Origin of the sequence: Roseomonas mucosa ATCC BAA-692, from assembly GCF_000622225.1 — a bacterium.
In the GTDB taxonomy this organism is placed as follows: Bacteria; Pseudomonadota; Alphaproteobacteria; order Acetobacterales; family Acetobacteraceae; genus Roseomonas; species Roseomonas mucosa.
In genome coordinates, this window is sequence record NZ_JHWD01000030.1 from 15,411 (window position 1) to 39,294 (window position 23,884).

General features: G+C 67.9%; 21 protein-coding genes. 9 read left to right on the forward strand and 12 right to left on the reverse strand.

Annotated features, from left to right (window positions below; all coding sequences use genetic code 11):
* Positions 1-88: 88 nt before the first annotated feature.
* Together selD and BT98_RS26735 are read left to right on the forward strand one after the other, a co-directional pair.
* Positions 89-1,135, forward strand: coding sequence for a selenide, water dikinase SelD (selD, locus tag BT98_RS0117605; protein ID WP_026033515.1), 1,047 nt, complete (start codon positions 89-91; stop codon positions 1,133-1,135).
* Between the two features lie 139 nt (positions 1,136-1,274).
* Complete coding sequence (locus tag BT98_RS26735; RefSeq protein ID WP_081798643.1) at positions 1,275-1,619, forward strand: hypothetical protein; 345 nt, start codon at positions 1,275-1,277, stop codon at positions 1,617-1,619.
* A gap of 66 nt (positions 1,620-1,685) precedes the next feature.
* Here the strand turns inward: BT98_RS26735 and BT98_RS0117610 are convergent, their stop codons facing one another.
* From BT98_RS0117610 to BT98_RS0117665, 11 genes are all read right to left on the reverse strand, one after another.
* Positions 1,686-2,057 carry a hypothetical protein gene (locus BT98_RS0117610; protein ID WP_019462832.1) on the reverse strand — a complete coding sequence of 124 codons (372 nt, stop codon included), beginning with the start codon at positions 2,055-2,057 and terminating at the stop codon, positions 1,686-1,688.
* A gap of 10 nt (positions 2,058-2,067) precedes the next feature.
* A complete protein-coding gene (gene selB / locus BT98_RS0117615) occupies positions 2,068-4,041 on the reverse strand; it encodes a selenocysteine-specific translation elongation factor (protein WP_019462833.1) in 1,974 nt (657 codons plus the stop codon).
* Positions 4,038-4,838 (reverse strand): tetratricopeptide repeat protein, encoded by an 801-nt coding sequence (locus tag BT98_RS0117620; RefSeq protein WP_019462834.1) that lies wholly within the window; start codon positions 4,836-4,838, stop codon positions 4,038-4,040. Before BT98_RS0117620 ends, selB begins: the two co-directional genes overlap by 4 nt.
* Complete coding sequence (selA, locus tag BT98_RS0117625; RefSeq protein ID WP_027297344.1) at positions 4,825-6,213, reverse strand: L-seryl-tRNA(Sec) selenium transferase; 1,389 nt, start codon at positions 6,211-6,213, stop codon at positions 4,825-4,827. Before selA ends, BT98_RS0117620 begins: the two co-directional genes overlap by 14 nt.
* A 3-nt stretch (positions 6,214-6,216) precedes the next feature.
* Positions 6,217-7,137, reverse strand: coding sequence for a formate dehydrogenase accessory protein FdhE (gene fdhE / locus BT98_RS0117630; protein ID WP_037251428.1), 921 nt, complete (start codon positions 7,135-7,137; stop codon positions 6,217-6,219).
* A gap of 40 nt (positions 7,138-7,177) precedes the next feature.
* Positions 7,178-7,858: a formate dehydrogenase subunit gamma gene (locus BT98_RS0117635; RefSeq protein ID WP_019463346.1), complete on the reverse strand. Its 681-nt coding sequence runs from the start codon at positions 7,856-7,858 to the stop codon at positions 7,178-7,180.
* Positions 7,855-8,841 (reverse strand): formate dehydrogenase subunit beta, encoded by a 987-nt coding sequence (gene fdxH, locus BT98_RS0117640; protein ID WP_019463345.1) that lies wholly within the window; start codon positions 8,839-8,841, stop codon positions 7,855-7,857. The genes BT98_RS0117635 and fdxH overlap by 4 nt, the downstream gene beginning before the upstream one ends.
* Positions 8,842-8,849: 8 nt before the next feature.
* Positions 8,850-11,933 carry a formate dehydrogenase-N subunit alpha gene (gene fdnG, locus BT98_RS0117645; RefSeq protein WP_079253411.1) on the reverse strand — a complete coding sequence of 1,028 codons (3,084 nt, stop codon included), beginning with the start codon at positions 11,931-11,933 and terminating at the stop codon, positions 8,850-8,852.
* A gap of 296 nt (positions 11,934-12,229) precedes the next feature.
* Positions 12,230-13,231, reverse strand: a complete 1,002-nt coding sequence (locus BT98_RS0117655; protein ID WP_026033606.1) for a 4-hydroxyproline epimerase — start codon at positions 13,229-13,231, stop codon at positions 12,230-12,232.
* Between the two features lie 82 nt (positions 13,232-13,313).
* Complete coding sequence (locus BT98_RS0117660; protein WP_019463341.1) at positions 13,314-14,579, reverse strand: NAD(P)/FAD-dependent oxidoreductase; 1,266 nt, start codon at positions 14,577-14,579, stop codon at positions 13,314-13,316.
* Between the two features lie 65 nt (positions 14,580-14,644).
* Complete coding sequence (locus BT98_RS0117665; RefSeq protein ID WP_126281722.1) at positions 14,645-15,760, reverse strand: hypothetical protein; 1,116 nt, start codon at positions 15,758-15,760, stop codon at positions 14,645-14,647.
* 825 nt (positions 15,761-16,585) lie between these two features.
* Here BT98_RS0117665 and BT98_RS24930 point away from each other — a divergent pair.
* The 7 genes from BT98_RS24930 to BT98_RS24945 all read left to right on the forward strand — a co-directional run bounded on the left by BT98_RS24930 (position 16,586) and on the right by BT98_RS24945 (position 23,054).
* The gene (locus tag BT98_RS24930) at positions 16,586-17,437 is read left to right on the forward strand and encodes a helix-turn-helix domain-containing protein (protein ID WP_019463339.1); all 852 of its coding nucleotides are present in this window, start codon (positions 16,586-16,588) and stop codon (positions 17,435-17,437) included.
* A gap of 137 nt (positions 17,438-17,574) precedes the next feature.
* Entirely contained in the window at positions 17,575-18,087 is a 513-nt protein-coding gene (locus BT98_RS24935) for a hypothetical protein (RefSeq protein ID WP_019463338.1), read from the forward strand.
* Positions 18,088-18,333: 246 nt separating this feature from the next.
* Positions 18,334-19,305, forward strand: a complete 972-nt coding sequence (locus tag BT98_RS0117680) for an AAA family ATPase (protein ID WP_019463337.1) — start codon at positions 18,334-18,336, stop codon at positions 19,303-19,305.
* A gap of 1 nt (position 19,306) precedes the next feature.
* Positions 19,307-20,197 carry a ParB/RepB/Spo0J family partition protein gene (locus tag BT98_RS0117685; protein WP_019463336.1) on the forward strand — a complete coding sequence of 297 codons (891 nt, stop codon included), beginning with the start codon at positions 19,307-19,309 and terminating at the stop codon, positions 20,195-20,197.
* A 450-nt stretch (positions 20,198-20,647) separates the two neighbouring features.
* Positions 20,648-21,331, forward strand: a complete 684-nt coding sequence (locus tag BT98_RS0117690; protein WP_026033604.1) for a 4-carboxy-4-hydroxy-2-oxoadipate aldolase/oxaloacetate decarboxylase — start codon at positions 20,648-20,650, stop codon at positions 21,329-21,331.
* A complete protein-coding gene (locus BT98_RS24940) occupies positions 21,324-22,172 on the forward strand; it encodes an ABC transporter substrate-binding protein (protein ID WP_019463334.1) in 849 nt (282 codons plus the stop codon). The genes BT98_RS0117690 and BT98_RS24940 overlap by 8 nt, the downstream gene beginning before the upstream one ends.
* Before the next feature lie 39 nt (positions 22,173-22,211).
* Positions 22,212-23,054, forward strand: coding sequence for a Bug family tripartite tricarboxylate transporter substrate binding protein (locus BT98_RS24945; protein ID WP_239370955.1), 843 nt, complete (start codon positions 22,212-22,214; stop codon positions 23,052-23,054).
* Here BT98_RS24945 and BT98_RS26740 read toward each other — a convergent pair.
* A protein-coding gene (locus BT98_RS26740; RefSeq protein WP_085977442.1) for an IS5 family transposase occupies positions 23,038-23,843 on the reverse strand; the annotation gives its coding sequence in 2 pieces (ribosomal slippage) (positions 23,038-23,507 and positions 23,507-23,843; 807 coding nt in all). The two genes, BT98_RS24945 and BT98_RS26740, sit on opposite strands and share 17 nt — an antisense overlap.
* Positions 23,844-23,884 lie beyond the last annotated feature (41 nt).

Below are 23,884 nucleotides of genomic sequence, written 5' to 3' on the forward strand. Positions count from 1 at the left end.
GCGGGGTATCGGCCGGCGTGCCCTTCTCCGGACCCGGTGCCGGATGTAGGCTTTCTGGAAGCCGATGGACCGCACTGTGGAGGCTTCCATGTCCGATCCCACGATCCGCCTGACCGAACTCGCCCATGGCGGCGGCTGCGGCTGCAAGCTCGCCCCGGCGGTGCTGCGGGAGCTCCTGTCCGAACAGCCCATGGCCGGTCCCTTCCGGCAGTTGCTGGTCGGGACCGAGACCTCGGACGATGCCGCCGTCTGGCAGGTGAACGAGGATCTGGCGGTGATCGCCACCACCGACTTCTTCATGCCGATGGTGGACGACCCGGAGGATTTCGGGCGGATCGCCGCCACCAACGCCTTGTCGGATATCTATGCGATGGGCGGCCAGCCGATCATGGCCCTGGCCATCCTGGGCATGCCGATCAACAAGCTGGAACCGGCGGTGATCCGGCGGATCCTGGCGGGTGGCGCCTCGGTCTGCGCCGAGGCCGGAATTCCCGTGGCCGGTGGCCATTCCATTGACGCGCCGGAGCCGATCTACGGGCTGGCGGTGATCGGCCTCTGCCATCCCGCCCAGGTGCGCCGCAATGCCGGAGCCCAGCCGGGCGATGCGCTGATCCTGACCAAGGGGTTGGGCGTTGGCATCTATTCCGCCGCCATCATGAAGGGCGCCCTGCCGGACGGGGCCTATGCCGAGATGCTGGCCTCCACCACCCTGCTGAACCGGGTCGGCGCGGAACTGGCCAAGGACCCCGCCGTGCATGGCATCACCGATGTCACCGGCTTCGGCATCCTGGGGCACGCGCTGGAGATGGCGCAGGGTTCCGGCCTGTGCCTGACCCTGCGGCTCGATGACCTGCCCTGGCTGTCCCACGCCGCCGCGCTGGCCGAGCGCGGCTTCATCACCGGCGCCTCCGACCGCAACTGGGCCAGCTATGGCGACAGGATCGCGCTGCCGGCCGGCCTGCCGGACTGGCGGCGCCGGCTGCTGGCCGATCCGCAAACCTCGGGCGGGCTGCTCGTCGCCTGCGCGGAGACGGAAGCGGCCCGCATCCTGTCCGACATCCGGGAGGCGGGCTATCCCGCCGCTCGCATCGTCGGCCGTGCCGAGCCGGGCGAGGCGCGGGTGGCGGTCGCCTGACGGATGCCGGTGTCTTTCATGCACGCCTGGGCAAACCCGGCGGACCGCCACACGCTTTCCTGTCAGCGATGAAGGAATCCAAGGGGATCGTGTGGCGGCCGGGATGGCACGGCCGGTCCCCCTCCATGGGAGAATGACGATGCGTTCAGGAGCGTTCTGGATCGCCGGGAGCCTGATCCTTGGCCTCGGCACGGCGGCCGTGGCCCAGCAGAGCGGCACACCGCCCTCGAAGCAGAGCCTGGACAGCAATGCGGGCTGCCAGGGTGCGACCGAATCCCAGCCGGCAACGCAGCCCGCCAGGGGCAGGAGCGACAGCACCGCCCCTGGCAATGCGGGCAATACAGGCTGGAGCGGCGGGACCGGCGGCTCTTTTATCGGCACCCAGTCCAGCGGAAAGACGCCGCAGTCACGCACCTGGCAACCGGTGACGGCCCGGGGCCTCGATCCGATCAGCGCACCGAAGAAAGCCGCGCCGAACTGCTGACCGGTTCAGTCCACCCGGCCCGGGATCTGTCGGCCGGGTGGGACGGATGCCCTCTGCCCGGCTGCGTCAGGCCGGGTCCAGCCGCAGCCGCAGGCCCTCGGCGTTGAAGAATTCGCCCTCGCGGATCAGGCCACGGTCCTCATGGAGGCCGCGCGTCAAGGAAGCGAGGCGGGCCTTGGCCTCCCGGTCCTCGACCAGCCCTTCCCGCCCGGCCCGGAAGAAGACCACCGCCTCCCATGGCACCCGGGCGCCGGCGAAAAGCGAGACCATGTCCGGCCAGCGCGTCTCGTCCCCCACGACATGGAGATAGGCCGAGCGGAGAGGTTCCACGGTGCTCTCGGCGATCCGCAGCAACACGAAGAGCATGGTGAAGGAACCGGCTTCGCCATAGGTGGCGATCAGCCAGTCGTCGAAATCCGTCTCGGCAGGCGTGGTCATGGCGGGCGGGTCATCCGTGGTCCTGGGCCAGTCGGGCAGGCTGGGAATCGGGCCCGGTCGCGGCATAAGTCCGGAACAGGTCGTTCCTGTGGGGATTGATGCGGCGCAGATCGCCCCGGCGCAGGGTCACTCCATGGCGATCCAGGAAGTCCAGGATCTGGATGGCGACCTTCCGGCCGTTGTTCATCCGGTCGCGGAAGGCCGCGGCCGTGATGGTCCCGTCGGACGCGCAGGCGGCGACATCGTGCGCGATCTCAACCATCTCGGCGGTCGTGGCGCGCAGGAAGAAGTGGTCATGGGCGACCTGATCCACCCGGCCGAGCCGCGCGCAGAGCTTCAGCAGGCGCCGGATCTCCACCTCCTCCGCGCCGACCATTGGAACAAGATCCCGCACCCTCGGCGGGCGGAAACGGTTGGTGCCGCTGATCAGGGGGGCAATGCGGGCGAAGAGGTCCTCGTCCTCCAGTCCCAGGCGCACCTCATGGCCAGGAAGGCGGAGGAAGGCACCCTCCAGCACCAGCCGCCCAGCCCTGGCTTCCTCTTCCAGGATGGCCCGGAAGACGGGCACCGGCAGCCGGGGCTGCAGGAGCATCCGCAGCCGCTCGCGGCCGGTTCCCTGGAGGTCGGGATTTTCCTCGTGGAAGCGTGCCAGTTCGGCCAGCAGCGAGGCCTGGAAGACCTGCCACCGGTCCTGGTCCATCACGACATGGAGATCGCCGGTCTTGATGCCGATCAGTTCCGGCAGAGCGGCCAGCGTCTCGCGCTCAGCGGTGGAAAGGGCGCGATCCCTTGCGAAGTCGGACAGTTCCACCTGAAACGGCGGCAAGGCGAGCAGTTGCCGGAGCGCCTCGGCCGGTTCCGCCTGCGCCGTGGCATCGAGTTGCTCCAGCCGCTCGGCCGTCCGCCTCTTGCGCGTGGGGCCCCGCAGATCGAGGAAGCGCCCTCCCCCGATCGTCCGCTGCGCCGAGGCATCGCGCAGGATGAAGCGGTCGCCCACTGCGGCGACGATGGGCCGCTCCAGCACGAGCTGGACCCGGCCCTGGCCGCCGGGAGGGATGGCACCCTCCAGGGGCACGAGGCGAACCCCCACCTCCGCGCTCGCATGGTGCATCCGGGCCGTAAGCAGGTTGCCAACCGGCTTCGGCTCGCTGTCCAGAAGCCGCAGCCGGGCGTCGATCCGGGCCGTGGGGGCATGCAGGGCCGGGTCCAGGATCATGTCGCCGCGCGAGACGGCATCCCTGGAGATCCCCTCCCCGGTCAGGTTCAGGGCGCAGCGCTGTCCCGCCACGCCGCGTTCGGCGGGCCGGTTCTGGGCATGGACGGAGCGTATCCGGGCCGGCAGGCCGACAGGGCTGACCATGACCGTATCGCCCACCGCCACGGCGCCCGAGAGGACCGTTCCCGTCACCACCGTCCCAGTCCCCGCCAGGACGAAGCTGCGGTCCACCGCCAGGCGGAAGGCCCCCGCTTCCCCACGCGACGCCGTGTCCGCCGCCGCCTGCCAGAGCATGTCCCGGAGGCGGTCCAGCCCCTCGCCGGTCACCGTGGAAACCGGCAGGATCTCCGCCCCCGCCAGACCGGTCGGCGCCAGAACGGCGCGGATCTCCGCCGTCACGGCATCCCGCCGCGCCGGGTCCGCCAGATCCGCCTTGCTGAGTGCGACCACCCCCCGCCGCAGGCCCAGCAGGTCCAGGATGGCCAGATGCTCCAGCGTCTGGGGCATCGGCCCGTCATCGGCGGCCACCACCAGCAGGGCGAAGTCGATCCCGCTCGCGCCGGCCAGCATGGTGTGGACGAAGCGCTCATGGCCCGGGACATCGACGAAGCCGATGCTGCGTCCGGCCTCCGCCAGATAGGCGAAGCCGAGCTCGATGGTGATGCCCCGGGCCTTCTCCTCCTTGAGGCGGTCGGTCTCCACCCCGGTCAGGGCCCGCACGAGGGCGGTCTTGCCGTGATCGATATGGCCGGCGGTTCCGACGATCATGCCACGCCCCCGCTGACTGGCGGCAGCGGCTCGGAGGAGCGGGCCAGGGCCAGGGAAAGCTCCGCTGGTGTCAGGGAGGCGCGGACGGCAGTCAGGAAGGGCCTCGCCAGGTCGCTGCCGCCGCGCGTGGCCCGGAGCAGCCAGGCCATGGCCGCCACGCGGTCCGGTGCGATGCCGGCCCCCAGATGCAGGGCGGCGCCGAGCATGGCCTGCCCATCCGCATCGCCCCGGATCGCCGCGCTGTGCCACCAGCGCGCGGCCTCCGCCACGTCGCGCTCCACCCCCTGGGCATTGTGGTGGAACATGCCGAGCCGGGTCATAGCGGGGGCGATGCCCGCCCCGGCGGCCGCCAGCGCCCAGCGGCGCGCTTCGGCGAGGTCCATGGCGACCCCGTCCTGCCCCTCCAGCAGCATCCGGCTCCAGATATCCTGGGCGATGGGATCACCGCCTTCCGCCGCCGCCCGGTAAAGCCCGGTCGCCCGGGCGGGATCAGCCTCCACCCCCTCGGCACCCTGTCGCAGAAGCGTTGCGAGTTCGCGCTGTGCCCGGGCATGGCCTCCGGCCGCGGCCAGGGCGAGCCATTTCTCCGCCAGCGGCGGATCGGCCGGGATGCCGAGGCCCCGCAGGAAACAGAGACCGATCCCCGCCTGCGCCTCCACGGCGCCGGCCCTGGCCAGGGGTTCCCAGAGCCCCAGGGCCGTCGCGTACTCACCCCGGGAGAAAGCGGCCTGGGCTTCGGCCAGCGGATCGGGAGCAGGCGGCGTGCCGGGACGCCGCAGACGCTCAAGCCAGCGCATCGGTGGGCATGGCGGCGAGGCTGGCCAGGAAGCCGGGCTCGTCCTCCAGGGTCCGGAGGTCGAGCACCAGGGCACCGTCGCGCAGATAGCCGATCACCGGCCGCGGCAGGTCGCGCAGGGCGGCGGCGAGCCGGTCCAGCCCCACCCCATCCGGTGCGGCCAACCGTAGCCCGGCGCTGGGGATGGTTTCCGCCGGCAGCGCGCCGGAACCGATCTGGCTGCGGCAGGAACAGGGTTCGGCGGTGAAGCCGGGCGGCAGCAGCCCCGACAGAACCGGGAACAGGCGCTGGGCCAGGGCCTCGATCTCCGCCAGGGGGCGCGCCAGGAAGCGCAGGGTCGGCATGCGTTCGATCAGGCGGTCGGGGTCGCGGTACAGCTTCAGCGTCGCCGCCAGGGCCGCGAGGCGAATCTTGTCCAGGCGCAGCGCCCGCTTCATCGGGTTGCGGTTGATCGCGGCGATCAGGTCCCGGCGTCCGACGATGAACCCCGCCTGCGGCCCGCCCAGCAGCTTGTCGCCGGAGAAGGTGACGATGTCCGCGCCCTCGGCCACCGCCTCCCGGACCGTCGGTTCCTTCGCGAGGCCGAGGCGCGACAGGTCCACCAGCGTGCCCGAGCCAAGGTCGTTCAGCATCGGCACCCCGGCCGCCCGGGCGATGCCGGCGAGTTCCGCACCCGCCACCGCCTTGGTGAAGCCCTCGATCCGGTAGTTGGAGGGGTGCACCTTGAGGATCAGCCCGATCTCGGGCGAGAGCGCATCCTCGTAGTCCCGGGCATGGGTGCGGTTGGTGGTGCCGACCTCCACCAGCCGCACCCCGGCGCGGGCCATGATGTCGGGCATGCGGAAGGCGCCGCCGATCTCGATCAGCTCCCCGCGCGAGACCAGGGCTCCTCGCCCGGCGCCGAGGGTGTTCAGGGTGATCAGCACGGCGGCGGCGTTGTTGTTGACGACCGTAGCGTCTTCCGCGCCGGTCAGTTCGCGCAGCAGGCCCCGGAGATGATCGTCACGCTCGCCACGCCGCCCCGTGCCGAGATCGAATTCCAGCGCCACCGCGTCCCGCATGGCCGCCACCGCGGCCTCGATCGCTGCCTCGGCCAGGAGGGCGCGGCCGAGATTGGTGTGCAGCACCGTACCCGTCAGGTTGAAGAGCGGCCGCAGGTTGGAGCGGTCCCGCACGGCGAGGCGGGCTTCCGCCAGGGCCAGCACTGCGGCAGCGTCGGGTACATCCGGTGCCGGCGGGTCCCGCCGCAGGCCGGCCAGCGCCGCGCGCACCGCTTCCGTGACCTCGGCCCGGCCGAAACGCGTGATGGCCGCCCCGGCCAGGGAAAGGACGCGGTCCACCGAGGGGAGCGCCCGCAACGCCGCCTTGCCGGACATGGATCAGTAGCCCAGCAGGAAGGGATCGAAGCCGGCGCGGCGGTATTCGGTGTCCCGCATCAGCAGGTCGAGGCCGAGGCTGGCCACGTCGTCCGCCACCGGTTCCAGCACCGGATTGCGGTTCTGGTAGAGGATCTTCACCCAGCTCCGGCAGGAATCGCAGGTCTCGGCCTTCACGGTGGCCTCTTCCCCGCTTTCGGGTGCCATGTAGCCGATGCCTTTCGTGGAACCACAGGCAAGGCACTTGATCCGCACCTCGTTCCATTGGGTCCCGCAGAAGGCGCAGGCGGCGTAGCGGGCCCCCTCCGCCCCCTGGTGCCCCACCACCATGGAGGAAACGGGCGGACCGCCGCAGCAGGGGCAGAGGCCTGTCTCCACCGGGACGAGCTGCTTCGGGTCGAGCAGGGAGGCCAGCCTCGCGCCGTGGACCTGCACGGCCGCGGACAGGAACAGGTGCTGCGGCAGGGCATCGGCGGGGATGGAATCCGCCAGGACATCGCCGATCATCCGGTCCAGCACCTCGGGCTCCGCCTGCCGCAGCTCGGCCAGGGCCGCCGCCGCGGGCGCGGGCATGGACAGAGCCGCCACATCCTCCAGGAAGCGCCGCGCCAGGGCCCGCAGCCCCGCATCTCCGGCCAGGGAGGCGCGGTCCAGCGGAGGCATGCGGTTCTCCCTCGCGCGCTGGACCTGTTCTGTGGGGATGACCTCGGCGGGGGGAAGCTCTGCGGCCAGTTCGGCCTGGAGACGGCTCAGCCCGGCCAGGAAACCCAGGTAGGGGGCCAGATGGCTGTCCCCTGCCAGAACCGAGAAGCGTTCCGCCCGCTGCCGGAACAGGGCCACCGGATCCGGCATGACGGCGAAAGGTGGCTTGAGCATGCGCCCGATCATCGAAGGATCGGGCTGAAGGCTATGAAATCCTGACATGGATCCTCCGCGGACCGGACCGGCCACGCGTTGTCGGTGGTTATTCGGCGGGGTCGACCTTACGCTGGCCAGCCAATTCCTTCAGCCACTTCCGGTGATGCCGCCACGCCCAGCCGCCCGTGACCGAGCCATGGGTCATGGCCCGCAACGTGCCCCGCGTCCAGATTCCCGCATAGACGTGCAGGATAAAGACGCAGATGATCAACACAGCCGCGATGGAATGCGCCAGCACGGCAATCCGTCGGGTCGGGATGGAGGTATAGGGGGCGAAATACTGCTCCCAGATCGCCAGGCCGCTGACGATCAGCACCAGGATCAGCCCGGTCATGGCCCAGAAGATGAACTTCTGACCGGCATTGTACTTGCCGAGTTCCGGCAGCTTCTCCTCGTTGCCGCTGACCACGTCCTTGATCCGCGACAGCCAGACGAAATCCACCCTGGCGGGAAGGTTTGCCCGCCAGAGCTGGAAGAAGAAGACGAAGAAGCTGAAGAACAGCACCACACCGATCCAGGGATGGATCGCCCGGGTGTTCTGCCCGCCGCCGAAAAGATTGGTCAGGAAGAACAGGGAGGGCCAGAACAGGGCCAGACCGGACACCGCCAGCAGGATCAGGCTGATGGCTGTGATCCAGTGGTTGAGCCGAGCCAGGGGGCCGTAGCGGTCCACCGTGACGGGCTTGCCCGGGTGGATGGCATCTCCTGGCTGGACGTGCTCGGTCATCGTGGATGCTCTCCCGGCTGCGGCGGGGCCTTCACGCTGGTTTCCACCAGCTTCTCGGCATTCTCCTCGTCCTCCTCACTGACCCGATTGGGACGCGCGAAAACGCCGTGGATCACGCTGCCGACCGCCATGACGCTCATCGCCGCCAAGCCTACATACTTGGTGACACCCTTCCAGGTCTGCACCAGGGGAGAGATCCTGGGATTGTCCGGCAGGTCGGCATAGATGTGCGGCTTGTCGTTGTGGTGCAGGACATACATCACATGCGTCCCGCCGACGCCGGGCGGATCGTAGAGCCCGGCATGGGCATAGCCGCGCGACTTCAGGTCGGCGATGCGCTCCTCGGCATGCTTCTTCATGTCCTCCTTGGTGCCGAAGACAATGGCCTTGGTCGGACAGGCCTTGGCACAGGCCGGCCCCTGCCCCACCGCGACCCGGTCCGAGCAGAGGGTGCACTTGTAGGCGCGATGATCGGCCTTGGAGATGCGGGGGATGTTGAAGGGGCAACCCTTCACGCAATAGCCGCAGCCGATGCAGTTCTCGTGGATGAAGTCCACGATGCCGTTGCTGTACTGCACGATCGCGCCGGGGGCCGGGCAGGCCTTGAGACAGCCCGGGTCGGCACAGTGCATGCAGCCATCCTTGCGGATGAGCCATTCGAGGTTGTCGGTCTCCGGATTCACCCATTCCGTGAAGCGCATGAGGGTGAACATGTTCTCGGTGAGGTCATGGGGGTTGGTATAGACCCCATGATTCTCCTCGATGTCCGGATGGGTGTCGTTCCATTCGACACAGGCGGACTGGCAGGCCTTGCAGCCGATGCACTTGGAGACATCGATCAGCTTGGCCACAGGGGTGAACTGCCGCTGCGGCGCGGGCAGGTTCTCCGTCGCCGAACGGCGGATCAGGTCGGCCTCGCCGAACTGGCTGGCCATCGGCTGCGTCGGCGGATTGCTGGCCGCCGTCCGCGGGCTGTCCATCATGCCGGCGCTCATGCCACTGCCCCCCCAGGCGGCGTGCTGGGCTCGATATTGACCAGAAACGCCTTGTATTCCGGGGTTTCGATATTCGCCTCACCCACGAAGGGTGAAAGCGAGTTCGGGCCGAAGCCCTTCCGGGCCGCGCCCACGAAGCCCCAGTGGAGCGGAATGCCCACCACATGCACCTCCCGCCCATCGCAGATCAGCGGGCGGATGCGCTTGGTGACCAGGGCCTTCGCCTTGACCGAGCCACGCTTGGACCAGACCCGCACCCAGCTTCCGTTGTCGATCTTGCGAAGGGCGGCCAGCTGCTCCGAGATCTCCACGAAGAACTCCGGCTGCAGGGACGCATTCACCCGGTTGTGCTTGGTCCAGTAGTGGAAGTGCTCTGTCAGCCGGTACGAGGTCGCCGCGAAGGGGAACTCGTCCGCGTTGCCGAACTGGGACACGTCGTTCTGGAACACGCGCGCCACCGGATTGCCCCGCATGCGTGGGTTCAGCACGTTGGGCACCGGAGATTCGAAGGGCTCCATATGCGACGGGAAAGGCCCGTCGCGCATCATGCCCCGGGAGAAGAGGCGGGAGACGCCTTCCGGGTTCATGATGAAGGGGCCGACCTCGGTGGGCTTCGCCGTGACACCAATATCGGGCACGTCATAGCCGCTCCACCTGGCTCCATCCCATTCGATGATCTTGCGGCTCGGATCCCAGGGCTTGCCTTGCAGATCCGCCGAGGCGCGGTTGTACAGCGTCCGGCGGTTCAGCGGCCAGGCGAAGCTCCAGCCGAGATAGGCGCCGGTCTCGTCGGGATCGTGGTTGTCCCGGCGGGCCATGTTGTTGCCTGCCTCGTTGAAGCAGCCGGAATAGATCCAGCAGCCACTCATGGTCGAGCCGTCATCCTGCAGCTGCGTGAAGTTCAGCACCTGCTTCCCGGCCTGGACGATCACCTTGGAAGGATCGTTCGGGTCGCGCACATCGCTCAGGGCGCGGCCGTTGATCTCCTTCGCCAGTTCCTCCGGCGAAGGCTCCGTCGGGTCCTGATAGTCCCAGGACAGGTTCAGGATGGGATCGGGGAAGGCCCCGCCCTCCTTCCGGTAGAGCTCCCGCATGCGCAGGAAGATCTGCGCCATGATCCAGGTGTCGTGCTCCGCCTCGCCCGGTGGCGAGCCACCGGCCCAGTGCCACTGCAGCCAGCGTCCGGAGTTGGTGAGCGATCCCTCCTCCTCCGCGAAGCAGGTGGTGGGAAGCTGGAACACCTCGGTCTGGATGGAGGCGGTGTCCACGGGGTTGAAGTCCCCATGGTTCTCCCAGAAGCGGGCCGTCTCCGTCTCCAGCGGGTCCATGGTGATCAGGAACTTCAGCTTGGAAAGGGCCGAAACCACCTTGCCCCGGTTGGGGAAGGCCAGCACCGGGTTGAAGCCCTGGCAGATATAGCCGTTGACCCGGCCCTCGTTCATCAGCTCGAACATGCGCAGGACGTCGTAGGAAGGGACGTCCAGCTTCGGGATGTAGTCGTAGGCCCAGCCGTTCTCGGCGGTGGCCTTGTCGCCCCACATGGCCTTCTGGAAGCTGACCATGAACTTCCGGTAGTTCTGCCAGTAGCTGGTCTGGCCAGGACGGAGCGGCTTGAACTGCCGGCTCTTCATGTAGGTCTCGAAGTCCTTCTCGGACTCCGTCGGCATGTTCAGGTAGCCGGTGAGCAGGTGCGACATCAGGCCCAGATCGGTCAGGCCCTGGATGTTGGAATGCCCGCGCAGCGCGTTCATGCCACCGCCGCGCACGCCGATATTGCCCAGGATGAGCTGGAGCATCGCCATGCCGCGGATGTTCTGGGCGCCGTGCGAATGCTGCGTCCAGCCCAACGCGTACATCGAGGTCATCGTCTTGGTCGGCGACGAGCACTCGGCGATCATCTCGCAGACGCGAAGGAACTTGGCCTTCGGCGTGCCGCAGATGCGCTCCACCATTTCGGGCGTGTAGATCGAGACGTGCTGCTTCAGCAGGTTCCAGACGCAGCGGGGGTGCTGGAGGGTCGGGTCGGTAACGGCATAGCCGTCCTCGCCGACCTCGTATTCCCAGCTCGACCGGTCGTAGTCGCGCTTCTCCTCGTCATAGCCAGTAAAGAGCCCGTCCTGCCAGCCGAATTCTTCCTTCACGATATAGGCCGCGTTGGTGAAGGCCTTGGTGTACTCCCACTGGATCTTGTCGTTCTCGATGCAGTAGCGGATCACGCCCATCAGAAAGGCGATGTCCGAGCCCTGCCGGATCGGCGCGTAGAAATCCGCCACCGAGGCCGTGCGGGTGTAGCGCGGATCCACGACGATCAGCTTGGCGCCCCGGTGGGCTTTCGCCTCCGTGACCCATTTGAAGCCGCAGGGATGTGCTTCCGCCGCATTGCCGCCCATAACGACAACGAGATCTGTGTTCTTGATATCGGTCCAGGCGTTCGTCATCGCGCCACGGCCAAATGTCGGGCCCAAACTGGACACCGTGGGGCCGTGTCAGACGCGAGCCTGGTTGTCGAATCCTACAATGCCGAGACCCTTGGCGACCTTGAAGGTACACCAGGCGGTCTCGTTGGTCGTGGCCGAGGCTGCGAGCATGCCGACCGTGGTCCAGCGGTTGACCGGCAAACCGGCCTCGTTCTGGCCCAGGAAGTTGGCGTCGCGGTCGTCCTTCATCAGCCGGGCGATGCGGTCCAGCGCCTGGTCCCAGGAGACCGGCTCGAAGCGGTCCGATCCGGGACGGCGCACCATGGGCTGCTTCAGCCGGGTCGGCGCGTGGATGAAGTCCTTGAGCGCCGCGCCCTTGGGGCAGAGCGTGCCGAGATTGGTGGGGTGATCCACGTCGCCCTCGACATGGATGATCTCGGCCTTGTCGCCCTTCCGGACGTCTCCCTTCGAGTAGAGGATGACGCCGCAGGCCACGGAGCAGTAGGGACAGGTGTTGCGCGTTTCGGTGGTGTTCGCGAGCTTCAGTGGCCGGACATGGGCGGCGACGGCGGCTTCCGCCTCACCGAACCCCATGGATGCCAAAGACGTTGCCGCGACACCCGCGCCAGCAGCCTTCAGCAGGCCGCGCCGCGAGATCTGCATGGTCACAGAAGCCTCCTCGGGCCGTTTGGGCCTCGTATACCGGAAAGAGTTAGTTTCCGTCTCGTTTGCGGTCAAGCAAGCTTCAGGGGCGAATCCCGGTGCTGGCGGCACCCTCATCGTAGTGTGCCATCATAATATGGAGAGTTGCGCCGCCTTGGCTCGGCGCAAGCGATGAAGACCGATAGTTACCGTTGCCGAAGGCTGAAATGGGCGGTGGTTTTATACGTTCGGTAACGCAACATCTCGCTGCTCTGCACTACATCCCCGTGGTTCTGACGTCAGCACTCCCACCCAGTTCACACCACCTGAAAACCATGTGCGTAGGGATCGCGGTCATCGATGAAGATGGTGTTGTAGCCTGTGGTCCTCGCCCAGCCAGCAATGGAGGGGATGATCGCGGAACGCCCGCCCAAGCTGACGACTTCCTCCACCCGACCGTGGAAGAGCGATCCGATGATGCTCTCGTGCACGAAGGCGTCGCCTGGGCGCAGCTTTCCCTTCGCGGCCCATTGCGCCATCCGCGCCGAGGTTCCTGTGCCGCAGGGTGAGCGGTCGATCGCCTTATCCCCGTAGAAGACGGCGTTGCGCGCATCCGCTCCCGGTTGCTTCGGTGCGCCGGTCCACAGGATGTGGCTGAGGCCGCGAATCTCGGGCTTCTCGGGATGCACGAAGTCATAGCGTTGGTTCAGGGCGCGCCGCAGCAGCGGGCTCATCTGCACGAGATGGGAGGCCGAGAAGTCGGCCATGTCGCGAAAACTCTCCTGCGGATCGACGATGGCGTAGAAGTTGCCGCCATAGGCGACATCGACACGGATCGGGCCCAGGCCGGGACAATCCACCTCCAGCGCTTCCGAATGCAGGAAGGAGGCGATGTTGGTGATCCGCACTTCCTCGACGAAGCCGCCTTCCTGCCGGTAGGCGGCGGTGACGACGCCGGCCGGCGTGTCCAGGCGCAGGAGGCCAGGCTGCTTCGGCGTCACAAGGCCATGTTCGAGGGCCATGGTGACGGTGCCGATGGTTCCATGCCCGCACATCGGCAGGCAGCCCGAGGTCTCGATGAACAGGATGGCGATGTCGCAATCCGGCCGGGTGGGCGGGTAGAGGATCGAGCCCGACATCATGTCGTGCCCGCGCGGCTCGAACATCAGACCGGTCCGGATCCAGTCATATTCGGCGAGAAAATGGGCGCGCTTCTCGATCATGCTGGTGCCGGCGAGGATCGGCCCGCCACCGCTGACCAGGCGCACCGGATTGCCGCAGGTATGGCCGTCAATGCAGAAGAAGCTGTGCCGTGCCATGAGGATGCCTCGCCGTTCGGTATTCACCAGAGCATAGCGCCTGATCCTCTGCCGTCACGCCCGGCCAGCAGGATGGCGCGCCTCAGAAACGTCCGGGGCGGAAGGGGGCGGGATCGAGGGGGAGTTCCTGGCCGGTGAGCAGATCGGCGACCAGCCGCCCCGTCGCCGCCGACTGGGTCAGGCCGAGATGGCCGTGGCCGAAGGCGTAGAGGATGTGCGGGCTGGCCCGGGACGGCCCGATCACGGGAAGGCTGTCGGGAAGCGAAGGGCGGAAACCCATCCACGGCGTTCCGCCGGTGGTGCGCAACTGGGGAAGGAAGGCGGCCGCCTTGTTCAGCAGGGCCTGTGAACGCGCATGATTCGGCGGAGCAGAGAGCCCGCCGAGTTCCACGGCACCGCCAACGCGTACCCCACCGCCGATCGGCGTCACCACGAAGCCATGCGCCCCGAAGGTCAACTGGCGCCGCAGGTCGAAGGCGCCGGGCGGCAGGGTGGTGTTGTAACCGCGCTCCGTTTCCAGCGGGATCCGGTCCCCCAGGGCCAAGGCCAGGGGGCGCGACCAGGCACCACAGGCGATCACCGCCCGGGAAGCCGCCAGTTTGGTGCCATCAGCCAGATGCACCGATACCCGGGCGTCTCCATCCGGCCGTACCGTCCGGACCTCCGCCTGCCGAAAGATCAACCCATGCTCCTGCAACCGGGTGGCCATGGCGCGTGCGAAGAGATGCGGATCGGTGACGGTCTTCCATCCCGGCACAAAGGTCGCGACACGGATGCGGGGCGAAAGGCCCGGCTGCAATGCGGCGATCTCCCCTCCCCGCAGGTGCTGGAAGGCGATGCCATGCGCGGCCCGGAGTTCCCATCCCGGCAGGGCGGCCTGCCATTCATCCTCGCTCTCGTAGAGTTCCAGCGCGCCGTCGGCACGGACCATGGACGCCAACCCGTGCCGCTCGACCAGGGCGGACATCTCCTGTTCCGCGAGCCGCATCATCGCCACCTGCGCCAGGACACTGCGCCGGACCCTGTCCGGGCGGCTGGCGCGCCAGAAGCGGAAAAGCCAGGGCGCGATATGCGGGAGGTAGCGTGGCGGGATGGCCAGAGGACCGAGAGGGTCCAGCAACCAGCGTGGCGCCTTGCGCATGATTCCGGGCGAGGCCAGGGGCATGACGTCGGAAAAGGCGAAGGCGCCGGCATTGCCGTAGCTGGCTTCCAGGGCGATACCCTTCCGGTCCAGCAGCAGGACCGACCGGCCACGCTGTCGCAGGCAGGAAGCGATGGCCAAGCCGATGATGCCGCCGCCGATCACCACCACGTCGGCGCCGTTGCGATCAGGTTCCGCGGAGCTCATCCGGGTTCCGCCACATCCGGCCGGAGCCGCCCATCCCCGGTGGATGGTCCGAAACACTCATGGGCCTATCCCCCCGAAGCGGTCTTGGCCAAAGCGTTCGCGGCCAGACGGCGGCGGGCGGACTTTACCGTATGGGTGGAAGCGCGCTCGACATTCACGAAGCGGTTCGGGCTTTCGCTGCCCGAGGCAATGCGCAGACGCTCCTTGCTGTCCGCCACCAGGGCATCGGCGCGGCGGATGTCATCCATGAAGCCCTGCGTCGGCACGATGTCGAAGGCCACGTCTGCCTTCTTGCGGCCGTCCTTGATGATGCGCGTCCCGTCCGGGCCAAGATCCTCCAGAAGCCCATCCCGGACCAAGACTTCCACGGCCTTCGTCACGTAGCGCAGCGTGTCCCGCGGCCGCGAGCGTGCCGCCATGGGCCCATCCCGGGCAATCTCCATGGCCGTCATCGAGATCAGGGGGCTTTCCCCGGGCCGAACCTCCGTGATGCTCTGGCACAGCTTCAGGTAGAGCCAGCGCGACAATGGATGCGAGATCCGCATCAGCCAGTCGTAGTTGATGCGGCGGTAGTGGAGATTCTTGATCGCATTCTCGACGAGCGGATTGAACTCCAGATAGGCGCTTTCCTGGTCGTCCTTCCGGCGCAGGGCGAGCACCGGGAAGGAGGAGGAGGACAGAACCATCTGCCCCTTGCGGTCCGTGCGGGTGATCTCGACCACCGCCGTGTGCAGGACCGTCAGCGCGTCCTTGATCTCGTCCAGGCTGTAGAGGTGCCGGACCTTCCGCAGCTCTTCCCGTATCTCGTACAGGGAGAAGGAGAGCCGCACCTTCTCGTTCTCCACGCTCAGACGGGCACGGTCGCTGGCGATGCGCTGCATCACCGCCTCGACGATCTGCTCGCGCTCCCCGGGGAACTCCTCCCGCTCGGCTCCGTCCGCCCGAACCAGGCGGCCGGGACGGAGCAGCAGCTTGTAGGTGATGCCGGCGTGTTCGAACTCGCGGCGTATCGAACGCAGGTAGCCGCCTTCTGCCCGGCTGTCCGTGTAGAACACGAAGCGAGGCGCGATGTCGTAGAGGTTGATCGTGTTCGTATAGCGCTTGTCATCCGCATCCGAGTTCTCGAACAGGATGAGCTGCAATGGGGTCGGCTGCTTCAAAGCGGCCCTCTGCTCCGACATGATCCCCTTTCCGCCCGCGTCCAGCTCATTTGGCGGGCTCAGGCCCCGGTCATCAAGCGTCTGTTGCGTCAGGTATGAAGGGGAAAGGCGCGGACCGTGGAGGCGTTCGACGCCTTTATGAAGGGGAAAGGCGCGTTTAGCTGACGATTCCGGCTTCCCCCGGGCTGAAACCGACCGAATCGCCAGGGCGAGTGGATGGCGAAGCACGTCCATCCCCTACAGCCATCCCTCAAACGCGCGCTTTCCCTACAGCTATCCCGCCTCCGGACGGTGCAGGGAGCTTGGCCCCCTACGGGGCCTGTAGGGTAAGCGCGCGTTTCCGTTACCGCTGCAAGGGTGAGGTATAGGGGATTGGCGCATTTCGCGCCTCACATCCCTCGCGGGCCGTGAAACGCGCCGATCTCCTATATCCGGATGGTGCTGACCAAGGGCCCGTAGGCTCCCCTCAGCGGGAAACGCGCGAAATTCCTACATCTGTGGGGACGATGGCGGGTACCGCCCCAAGAGGTAGCCACTGAAGATACCGAGCCGATAGCGGACAACGCCCCGGGGAAGTTCCCGGCATGGCGGGGCCGGCCGCGCATAGCCGGCGACCGCGCGCTTGCCCTCCATATTCGCGCCGAATCCCAGCCGGAATCGGAGTCGCAAGACCGTCACGAAGCCGGTGCGCCGCCGCCCTATACAAGAGCGCGGCTCCCCTTCCGTTTCCGCGGCCTTTGCCATCCGAAGCGCGCCGAGTTCCTACAGCCGCTCCCGAGTCATGGTTTGACTCGGGCCAGGGAGGCGCTTCCGGATGCCGCCGACTCACACAGGCGGAGGTTCCGGATGGCATCGAATGCCCCCCTCGATCAGGTGACCCGGTGGGGCAAGATCCCCGCCTGGTGGCTGCTGCATCCTGCCGTGGATGCCGACCGGCTGGCTGTGATGGCCGCCCTTTGCACCTATGCCGATGAAGCCGGCTTCTGCGAACCATCCCAGGCGACACTGGCACGGCGGCTGAGCCGCAGCCGCCCCTGGGTGAACCGGGTGATCGCCGAACTCGCCGCGGCCGGGCTGATCCGCAAGCAGGCGCGCGCCCGCCAGAACGGCGGCACCACGAGCTGCCGTTACCATCTGGCCCAGACGCCGGAGCAGGCACGCAGCTTCGTGCAGGACACCCAGCTTCCTGTCATGGGAGAGACAGGGCTTCGTCCGGCTGGCGACAGGCCCTGTCATCCGGCTGACACGAGTCACGCGATTCCTGAACAGATTCAGGACACGCACGCTGTGCCTGCGCAGCGCAGGGACCAAACGCCTCCGAAGGAACGGGACGAGCCGACACAACCGCCAAGACCAGGGGCTTCCCTGGCAGAGCCCGCTCAGGACTGGTCGCCATCGCGGGAGATCGCCGAACGCGCCCGACAGCTCTACCCGGATGCGCCGCTGGAGCACCACACGCTTCGCTTCGTCACGCGTTGCCGCGCCAAGGGCTACCGTTACGCCAATCTCGATGCAGCCTGGCTGGAATGGCTGATCGCCGACCGTACACAGCCTCGACGTCCGCAGGCCACCGGGTTGGAAGGGGCAGGCCGGCAGGCCGTGTCCGCCGCGAGGCAACCGGCAGAGCACCGCCTCCATCGCTTCGACGCCTGGGCAGCCGCGGCCATGTCGCCGCCCAGCCATGTCAGCCCCTACTGAACTGGAGGGTCCAGAGCGTGCAGATCAATCCGCGAACCTCCCATCCCAGGCGGGAGGATCGGCCTTCCAGTATGGCCGGAAGACGTGATGCGGCATCGCTGGTGGCGAGAGAGCCTCTGCCGCCTCCGCCGACACCCGTGGCGAGGCTCCTGGAAAGAGGCATCCAGGAGCGGCGCTTCCTTTTCCCGGACAATGGTACGGTCCGGATCATGGAGACTTGGCAACCCCCATCGGAGGTCGAGGACGGGCTGGCCGATCTGGCTGCACAACACCTTTCGGAACTGGAGATAGCGCTGCGGCCGGCAGAGAGGGGCGTGCTCCTCGCCCGCATCCTGGCTCTGCTTTCGCATTTTCGCGCCGAGCCGAACCCGCCGCAGGTCGAGCAGATGATCGCTGACGACTGGGCCGAGGATCTCGGGGAGTTCCCGATATGGGCCGTGGAAGAGGCTTGTCGGCAATGGCGCCGCACCCGCAAATGGCGGCCGCAGATCTGCGAGATGGTGGCGCTTTGCCGGGAAGCCGTCTCCGAACCGGAAACGCGCCGGCAGAGACTGCAGGCGCTGCTGTACCGAGCGGAGACGAGGCGAAATCCCATGTTGCGCCGGATGGAGGATCTGACCCAGCGCACCTTCCGACGGGTTCCGGCCTGACCGGATGCCCACCGGGAGGTCCGATGAACGTGGTTCTGCCGGGCCGCCGCCAGCCTACGCGACAATGGTGGGAGATGGTGTTCCGATGTCCGAACCTGAAGCAACCATCAACCTATGGGTTGATTGGGTTGATGATCTGTAGCAACGTCGCCGGCTGTCGATGGGGCCAGTTGTTCCGGGGGGCTGAGCGTGGATTCGCAGTTGTTGAAGGAGGCGAGGCAGCAGCTTCGTCTCAGCCAGGTCGAGTTGAAGGATATCCTCAACAGGCGCATGGGCCGCGCCTACGACAAGTCCAAGATCAGCCGCTGGGAGAATGGGCGCGAGCCCATCCCGCGCGAAGTCGCAGTGGAGATCGCGGCCATCTCCCAGGCGCGTCCCGCCAATGCTCGTATCCTGGCCTTCGCCAACCAGAAGGGCGGCGTCGGCAAGACCACCAGCGCATTGAACGTCGCGGCCTCCCTGGCGGCCCTGGGACGCCGTGTGCTCGTGATCGACATGGACCCGCAGGCCACGGCCACCGCCGCGGTGCTGGCCGGCGGCGGGGTCGAGGCCTATCGCCAGGGTCGCACCACCGCCCATGTCATCCTGAACGGCCGTCCCCTCGCCGAGGCCATCGTCCATGCCGGCGACGTGCTGGCCGACACGGCGGGTCAGGGGCGGATCATCCCCTTCGACCTGGTCGCCAGCCATATCGAGCTCTCGGACACCGATGGGCGCCGGGAACCGGGCTTCGATGCCGCCTTGCGGGAGGCGGTTGCGCCGATCCGGTCCAGCTATGACTGGATCGTGCTCGATGCGCCACCCAATCTCGGCATGCTGACCTGGATGACCCTCGCCGCGGCGACGGAGGTGATCGTGCCCGTCCGCACTGAACCCTATGACGCGATGGGGGTGGGTCTCATCCTGGCCACCGCGAACAAGGTGCAGCGCAGGCTCAACCCGGACCTACGGATCATCGGCGTCCTGCCGACCCAGTTCAGCCAGCGCCGGGCCGTAGACCGCGAGGTGCTGAGCCACCTGTCGCAGGCCATGATGGAACGGGTGCCGTTGCTGGAGCCGATCCCGGCCAGCGCCGCCTTCGGCCATGCTGCCCGCGACGGGCGGATCGCGGTCCCGGCCAGCCATGGCCAGAGCGGCGCGGCGGCCGGGGCTGCCTATCTGCGGCTGGCCGAGGCGCTTAGCGATGGCAGGCCACTGCCGCGGGCGGAGGTCGCTTGACATGGCCGTGTCCCGCAAGCGTCGTCCCTCGCCCCTGCTCGGGGCCGTGGCGAACTCGATCGGGGAAGCGACAAATTCGCTCGTGACGCCCGCGAGCCGCTTCGCGCATACCTTCGAGGCGTCGCTGGACCGGGTCTCGCCGGACCCGGACCAGCCGCGCAAGAGTTTCGACCCGGACGGTCTCGCTTCCCTGGCCTCCACCATGTCCGACCAGGGACAGTTGCAGCCCATCCTCCTGCGCCGCGATCCGGAGCGCCCCGCGGACTGGGTCATCGTGGCGGGGGAACGGCGCTGGCGGGCGGCGAAGCTGCTCCGCTGGCCTTCGATCCTGGCGATCGAGTGGAAGAAGCAGGATGGCGCCGGAGCTTTGGCCCTGCTGGAGAACCTGCAACGGATCGACCTGACGCCGGTCGAGGAAGCGCGGGGCATCCAGCGGCTCCTGGAAAGCCAGGGCTGGACCCAGACGCGTGTCGCCGAGGTGCTGGGCCGGACCAAGGGGGAGATCAGCGCCTCGCTGCGAATGCTGACGCTGCCGCCCTCCTTCGTCATGGACCTGGAGAACGGCAAGCTGGACCTGCCGCGCAACATCCTGGTGGAACTCGCGCGCTTGCCGGCAGGCCGGATGCGGGATGCCCTGATCGCCAATGCCTATGCCGGGCGGATCACGGTCCGTGCCCTGCGGACCGCGAAGATGGCGCATGAAGCACCTGCCGAGGCGGAGGAGCCGCCCCCCAGAGCCGCCCGCAAGGCGCCGAAGCCCGTCGCGCTCTACCGTTTCGACAAGTGGCTGCAGGATCTGGTGGCCCGCAAGCGCGCCCCGTCGGCGTTGGAGCGGGAAAGACTGATCGAGGTGCAGGCGCGTATTGCGCAGATCCTGTCGCAACAGGACTGAGAGGCCGGAGACTGGGGTTCTGACGTCAGAACCCCAGTCTCTGGTCGGCAGAACTGGCGCTGCGGTGGGCATGCGAAGCCAGAGGGCCGCTGCCACGTTCGATTTTTGCGTCGCACCATTCCGCGGACCTGGATATGCATCCTATGCCGGTTGCTCATAGCGACCGAGGGAAAAGCGATACGACAAGGCCTCCTGTCGCGCCTAGGGTCCCCGCACCTGCTTGGTGACGGGAGGAAGAACAATGGTGCGAGCCGGTCAACAAGGCACGTCGCGCGCTATGGAACGTCTTCTCGCAGCCATTCCCATGCCTTGGCCCCATGACGGCCAAGCCGATGTCCCGCATCAGCCAGGGGCACAGGTGAGCAGGCCCAGACCCGGCATGGCGGAGGGGCTCGCCATCCCGGCCGAAGGGCACCCCTTTCTGTTCCTGCATGTCGTGGAGAGTCTGGCATGAGCCTGGTCCGCCGTAGTCCACCGCGCGTTCCGCCCGAGATCGCCACCGGGTTCGCACCCTTTGGTGTCGCGACGATCCACGAGGCGCAGGGGCGCCGTGGCCTTCTGGGCGCTCATATGCGGCCGATCTATCCGGGCGCACACGCCGTTGGCACCGCCGTGACCGTGTCGATCGCGCCAGCCGACAACTGGATGATCCATGTGGCCGTGGAGCAGTGCCGCCCCGGCGATGTCCTGGTTGTTTCGCCCACCTCGCCCTCCGACGCGGGCTATTTCGGTGAGCTCCTGGCCTGTTCGCTGAAGGCCCGCGGCGTGGTCGGCCTGGTGATCGAAGCCGGCTGCCGCGACGTGGGTGCGCTCCGGGAGATGGGCTTCCCCGTCTGGTCCAGGGCCGTTTCGGCCCAGGGCACCGTCAAGGAGACCCTGGGGGACGTGAACCTGCCCGTCGTCTGCGCCGGGCAGCTCATCCACCCGGGCGATCTGGTCGTTGGCGACGATGACGGGGTGGTCGTGGTCCGGCGCGGGGAGGCCGAGGCCGTGCTGCGCGCCTCCGCCACACGGGAGGAGAAGGAAGCCAGGACCCGGGCGCGTCTGTCCGCCGGCGAGCTCGGGCTGGACATCTATGGAATGCGCGAGGCGCTGGCCAGGAAGGGGCTGCGCTACGAGGACGCCGATGACTGACCCGACCGTCCTGCGTTCGGCCATCGGGCGCTATCCGCACAGCGCGCCGGTGCTCGATGGCCAGGTCACCTCGCTGCTCCTCCGGCTGGAGGATGCGAGGATCAAGCCGGTCAGCCGCGCCTTCGCACCCATGGTGCGGGAAGGACGCTTCGAGGTCAGCGAGATGGCCATCGCGACCTTCCTGATGGCCAAGGCCGCCGGCAAGCCGCTGGTGCTGCTGCCCGTGGTGATGGCGGCGCGCTTCCAGGAGGCCGCGCTGCTCTGCCGGGCGGACAGTCCCGTCGCGGGGCCGATCGACCTCGCGGGCCGGCGTCTCGGGGTGCGTGCCTATAGCCAGACCACGGGGATGTGGCTACGGGGCTGCCTACTAGAGGAATTCGGCCTTCGGCCGAGCGATCTGCACTGGGTGACCTTCGAGGATGCCCATCTGGCCGAGTACCGGGACCCACCCTGGGCGGAGCGTGCCCCGGCCGGATCCGACATGATGGCCATGCTGGAGAAGGGCGCGCTGGACGCGGTGATCGTCGGCAATGACGTGCCGGAGGACCCGAAGCTGCGCACGGTCTTTCCCGATCCGGTCGCGGCGGGCGAGGCGTTCCGCGCGAGATATGGCTTCAAGCCGGTGAACCACCTGCTGGTCATGCGCGGCGACGTCGTCGCGCGGCGACCGGACCTGGCCGCCGAGCTCGTCCGCCTGTTCCGGGACGCGCCGATGACCGGCCATGCGGCGCTCGATCCGGCTCTTCTTCTCGCCAGCCGCTTCTGCGCGGAACAACAGCTCCTGCCGGCACCGCTGACATTGGAGGAAATCTGGGAGGGGCTCCCAGCCGGGATCGGATAGGAGCGGGCCCCGGGTGGCCTGCAAGGGAGGAAAGAAGAAATGCCAACGACACGCCGCGGGATCGCCGCGGGAATGCTGGGCCTCGGCGCCCATCTTGCGACGCGGAGCGCCGGCGCGCAGACGTCCCGCTGGCCCGAGCGCCCGGTCCGGATCGTGGTGCCTTTCACGCCAGGCGGTTCCACCGACATCCTGGCCCGCGCCCTGGGCAGCGAGCTGCAGGAGGGCTTCGGCCAGCCCTTCGTCGTGGAGAACCGCGGCGGTGCGGGCGGGACGATCGGCACGGAATTCGTTGCCCATGCCCCGGCCGATGGCCATACGCTGATGATGGGTCATATCGGCACGCTGGCGGTGAACCCGGCTCTCTACCACAACCTTTCCTTCGACACGGCCACCGCCTTCGCCCCGGTCGTGCTCGTCGCCATCGTGCCGAACGTGATAGTGGTCCATCCGAAGCTCCGTGCCCAGACGGTGCCGGAACTGGTAGCGTTCGCCAAGGAGAAGCCGGGCGGGCTCACCTACGGTTCCGGCGGCAATGGATCGGCTGCGCATATTGCCGCCGTCGCCTTCAGCCTCGCGGCGGGCATCGAGATGACGCATGTGCCCTATCGCGGCACCGGCCCCATGATGAACGACCTGATCTCGGGTGCCATCGACCTGACGTTGACAGGCGGCCCCCCGGCCCTGCCCGCGGTGCGCAATGGGCTGCTGCGTGCCTTGGGTGTCTCCTCGCTGCAACGTTTGGCAGCCGCGCCGGACATCCCCACCATCGCCGAGCAGGGCATGCCCGGTTTCGAGGCCGTGCAGTGGTATGGCCTCGTCGCCCCGGCCCGGTCCCCGCCCGCGGTCGTCACGCGCCTAAGAGCGCCTAACAGAACCGCCTAATCTGGCCGAGGCAGACGAGGGCGCAGGCGAGTGTGGTGAAGGCGAGGTGGATGTCGGCGCGGCGCTCGTAGCGGATGGTCAGGCGTCGGTAGCGGGCGAGCCAGGCGAAGGTACGCTCCACCACCCAGCGGTGTCGTCCGAGGCGGGCGCTGCTCTCGATGCCACGGCGTGCGATGCGCGGGGTGATGCCACGGGCGCGGCACTCCCGGCGGCAGCGACGGTGGTCGTAGGCCTTATCGGCGTGGAGTTTGCCCGGCCTTTGCCGTGGGCGGCCGCGATGGCCGATCCTGATCCGCGGCACGGCATCCAGGGTGGGCGCCAGCATCATGCTATCGTGCCGGTTGGCCCCGCTGAGCGTCAGGCCAAGCGGCGTGCCGCGGGCGTCCGTGACGAGGTGGCGCTTCGTGCCTGGCTTGCCGCGATCCGTCGGGTTCGGGCCCGTCTCGGCGCCCCCCTTTTCGCCGGAACAGTGGCACTGTCCAGCGCGGCCCGCCGCCAGTCGATCTGCCCCGCAGCCTGCAACCGCTCCAGCAGCAGGCGGTGCAAGGCGGCCCAGACCCCGGCCGCCTGCCAGTCGCGCAGCCGCCGCCAGCAACTCATCCCGCAGCCGCAGCCCATCTCGGCGGGCAGCCTCTCCCATGGGATGCCGCTGACCAGCACGAACACGATCCCCGTCAATGCCGCCCGGTCCGCCAGCCGCGGCCGCCCGCCCTTGGGCTTGGGCCGCTCGGGCGGCAACAGCGGCTCAATCGCCGCCCAGAGATCATCAGAAACCAAAGGCTTCGCCATGCCCACAGAAACGCATCATACCGGGTTTAGTTAGGCGCTCT

Coding starts and splice junctions, on each gene's coding strand:
- selD (WP_026033515.1), top strand. CDS start 89: ATGTCCGATCCCACGATCCGCCTGACCGAACTCGCCCATGGCGGCGGC.
- BT98_RS26735 (WP_081798643.1), top strand. CDS start 1,275: ATGCGTTCAGGAGCGTTCTGGATCGCCGGGAGCCTGATCCTTGGCCTC.
- BT98_RS0117610 (WP_019462832.1), bottom strand. CDS start 2,057: ATGACCACGCCTGCCGAGACGGATTTCGACGACTGGCTGATCGCCACC.
- selB (WP_019462833.1), bottom strand. CDS start 4,041: ATGATCGTCGGAACCGCCGGCCATATCGATCACGGCAAGACCGCCCTC.
- BT98_RS0117620 (WP_019462834.1), bottom strand. CDS start 4,838: ATGCGCTGGCTTGAGCGTCTGCGGCGTCCCGGCACGCCGCCTGCTCCC.
- selA (WP_027297344.1), bottom strand. CDS start 6,213: ATGTCCGGCAAGGCGGCGTTGCGGGCGCTCCCCTCGGTGGACCGCGTC.
- fdhE (WP_037251428.1), bottom strand. CDS start 7,137: ATGTCAGGATTTCATAGCCTTCAGCCCGATCCTTCGATGATCGGGCGC.
- BT98_RS0117635 (WP_019463346.1), bottom strand. CDS start 7,858: ATGACCGAGCACGTCCAGCCAGGAGATGCCATCCACCCGGGCAAGCCC.
- fdxH (WP_019463345.1), bottom strand. CDS start 8,841: ATGATGGACAGCCCGCGGACGGCGGCCAGCAATCCGCCGACGCAGCCG.
- BT98_RS0117655 (WP_026033606.1), bottom strand. CDS start 13,231: ATGGCACGGCACAGCTTCTTCTGCATTGACGGCCATACCTGCGGCAAT.
- BT98_RS0117660 (WP_019463341.1), bottom strand. CDS start 14,579: ATGAGCTCCGCGGAACCTGATCGCAACGGCGCCGACGTGGTGGTGATC.
- BT98_RS0117665 (WP_126281722.1), bottom strand. CDS start 15,760: ATGTCGGAGCAGAGGGCCGCTTTGAAGCAGCCGACCCCATTGCAGCTC.
- BT98_RS24930 (WP_019463339.1), top strand. CDS start 16,586: ATGGCATCGAATGCCCCCCTCGATCAGGTGACCCGGTGGGGCAAGATC.
- BT98_RS0117685 (WP_019463336.1), top strand. CDS start 19,307: ATGGCCGTGTCCCGCAAGCGTCGTCCCTCGCCCCTGCTCGGGGCCGTG.
- BT98_RS0117690 (WP_026033604.1), top strand. CDS start 20,648: ATGAGCCTGGTCCGCCGTAGTCCACCGCGCGTTCCGCCCGAGATCGCC.
- BT98_RS24940 (WP_019463334.1), top strand. CDS start 21,324: ATGACTGACCCGACCGTCCTGCGTTCGGCCATCGGGCGCTATCCGCAC.
- BT98_RS24945 (WP_239370955.1), top strand. CDS start 22,212: ATGCCAACGACACGCCGCGGGATCGCCGCGGGAATGCTGGGCCTCGGC.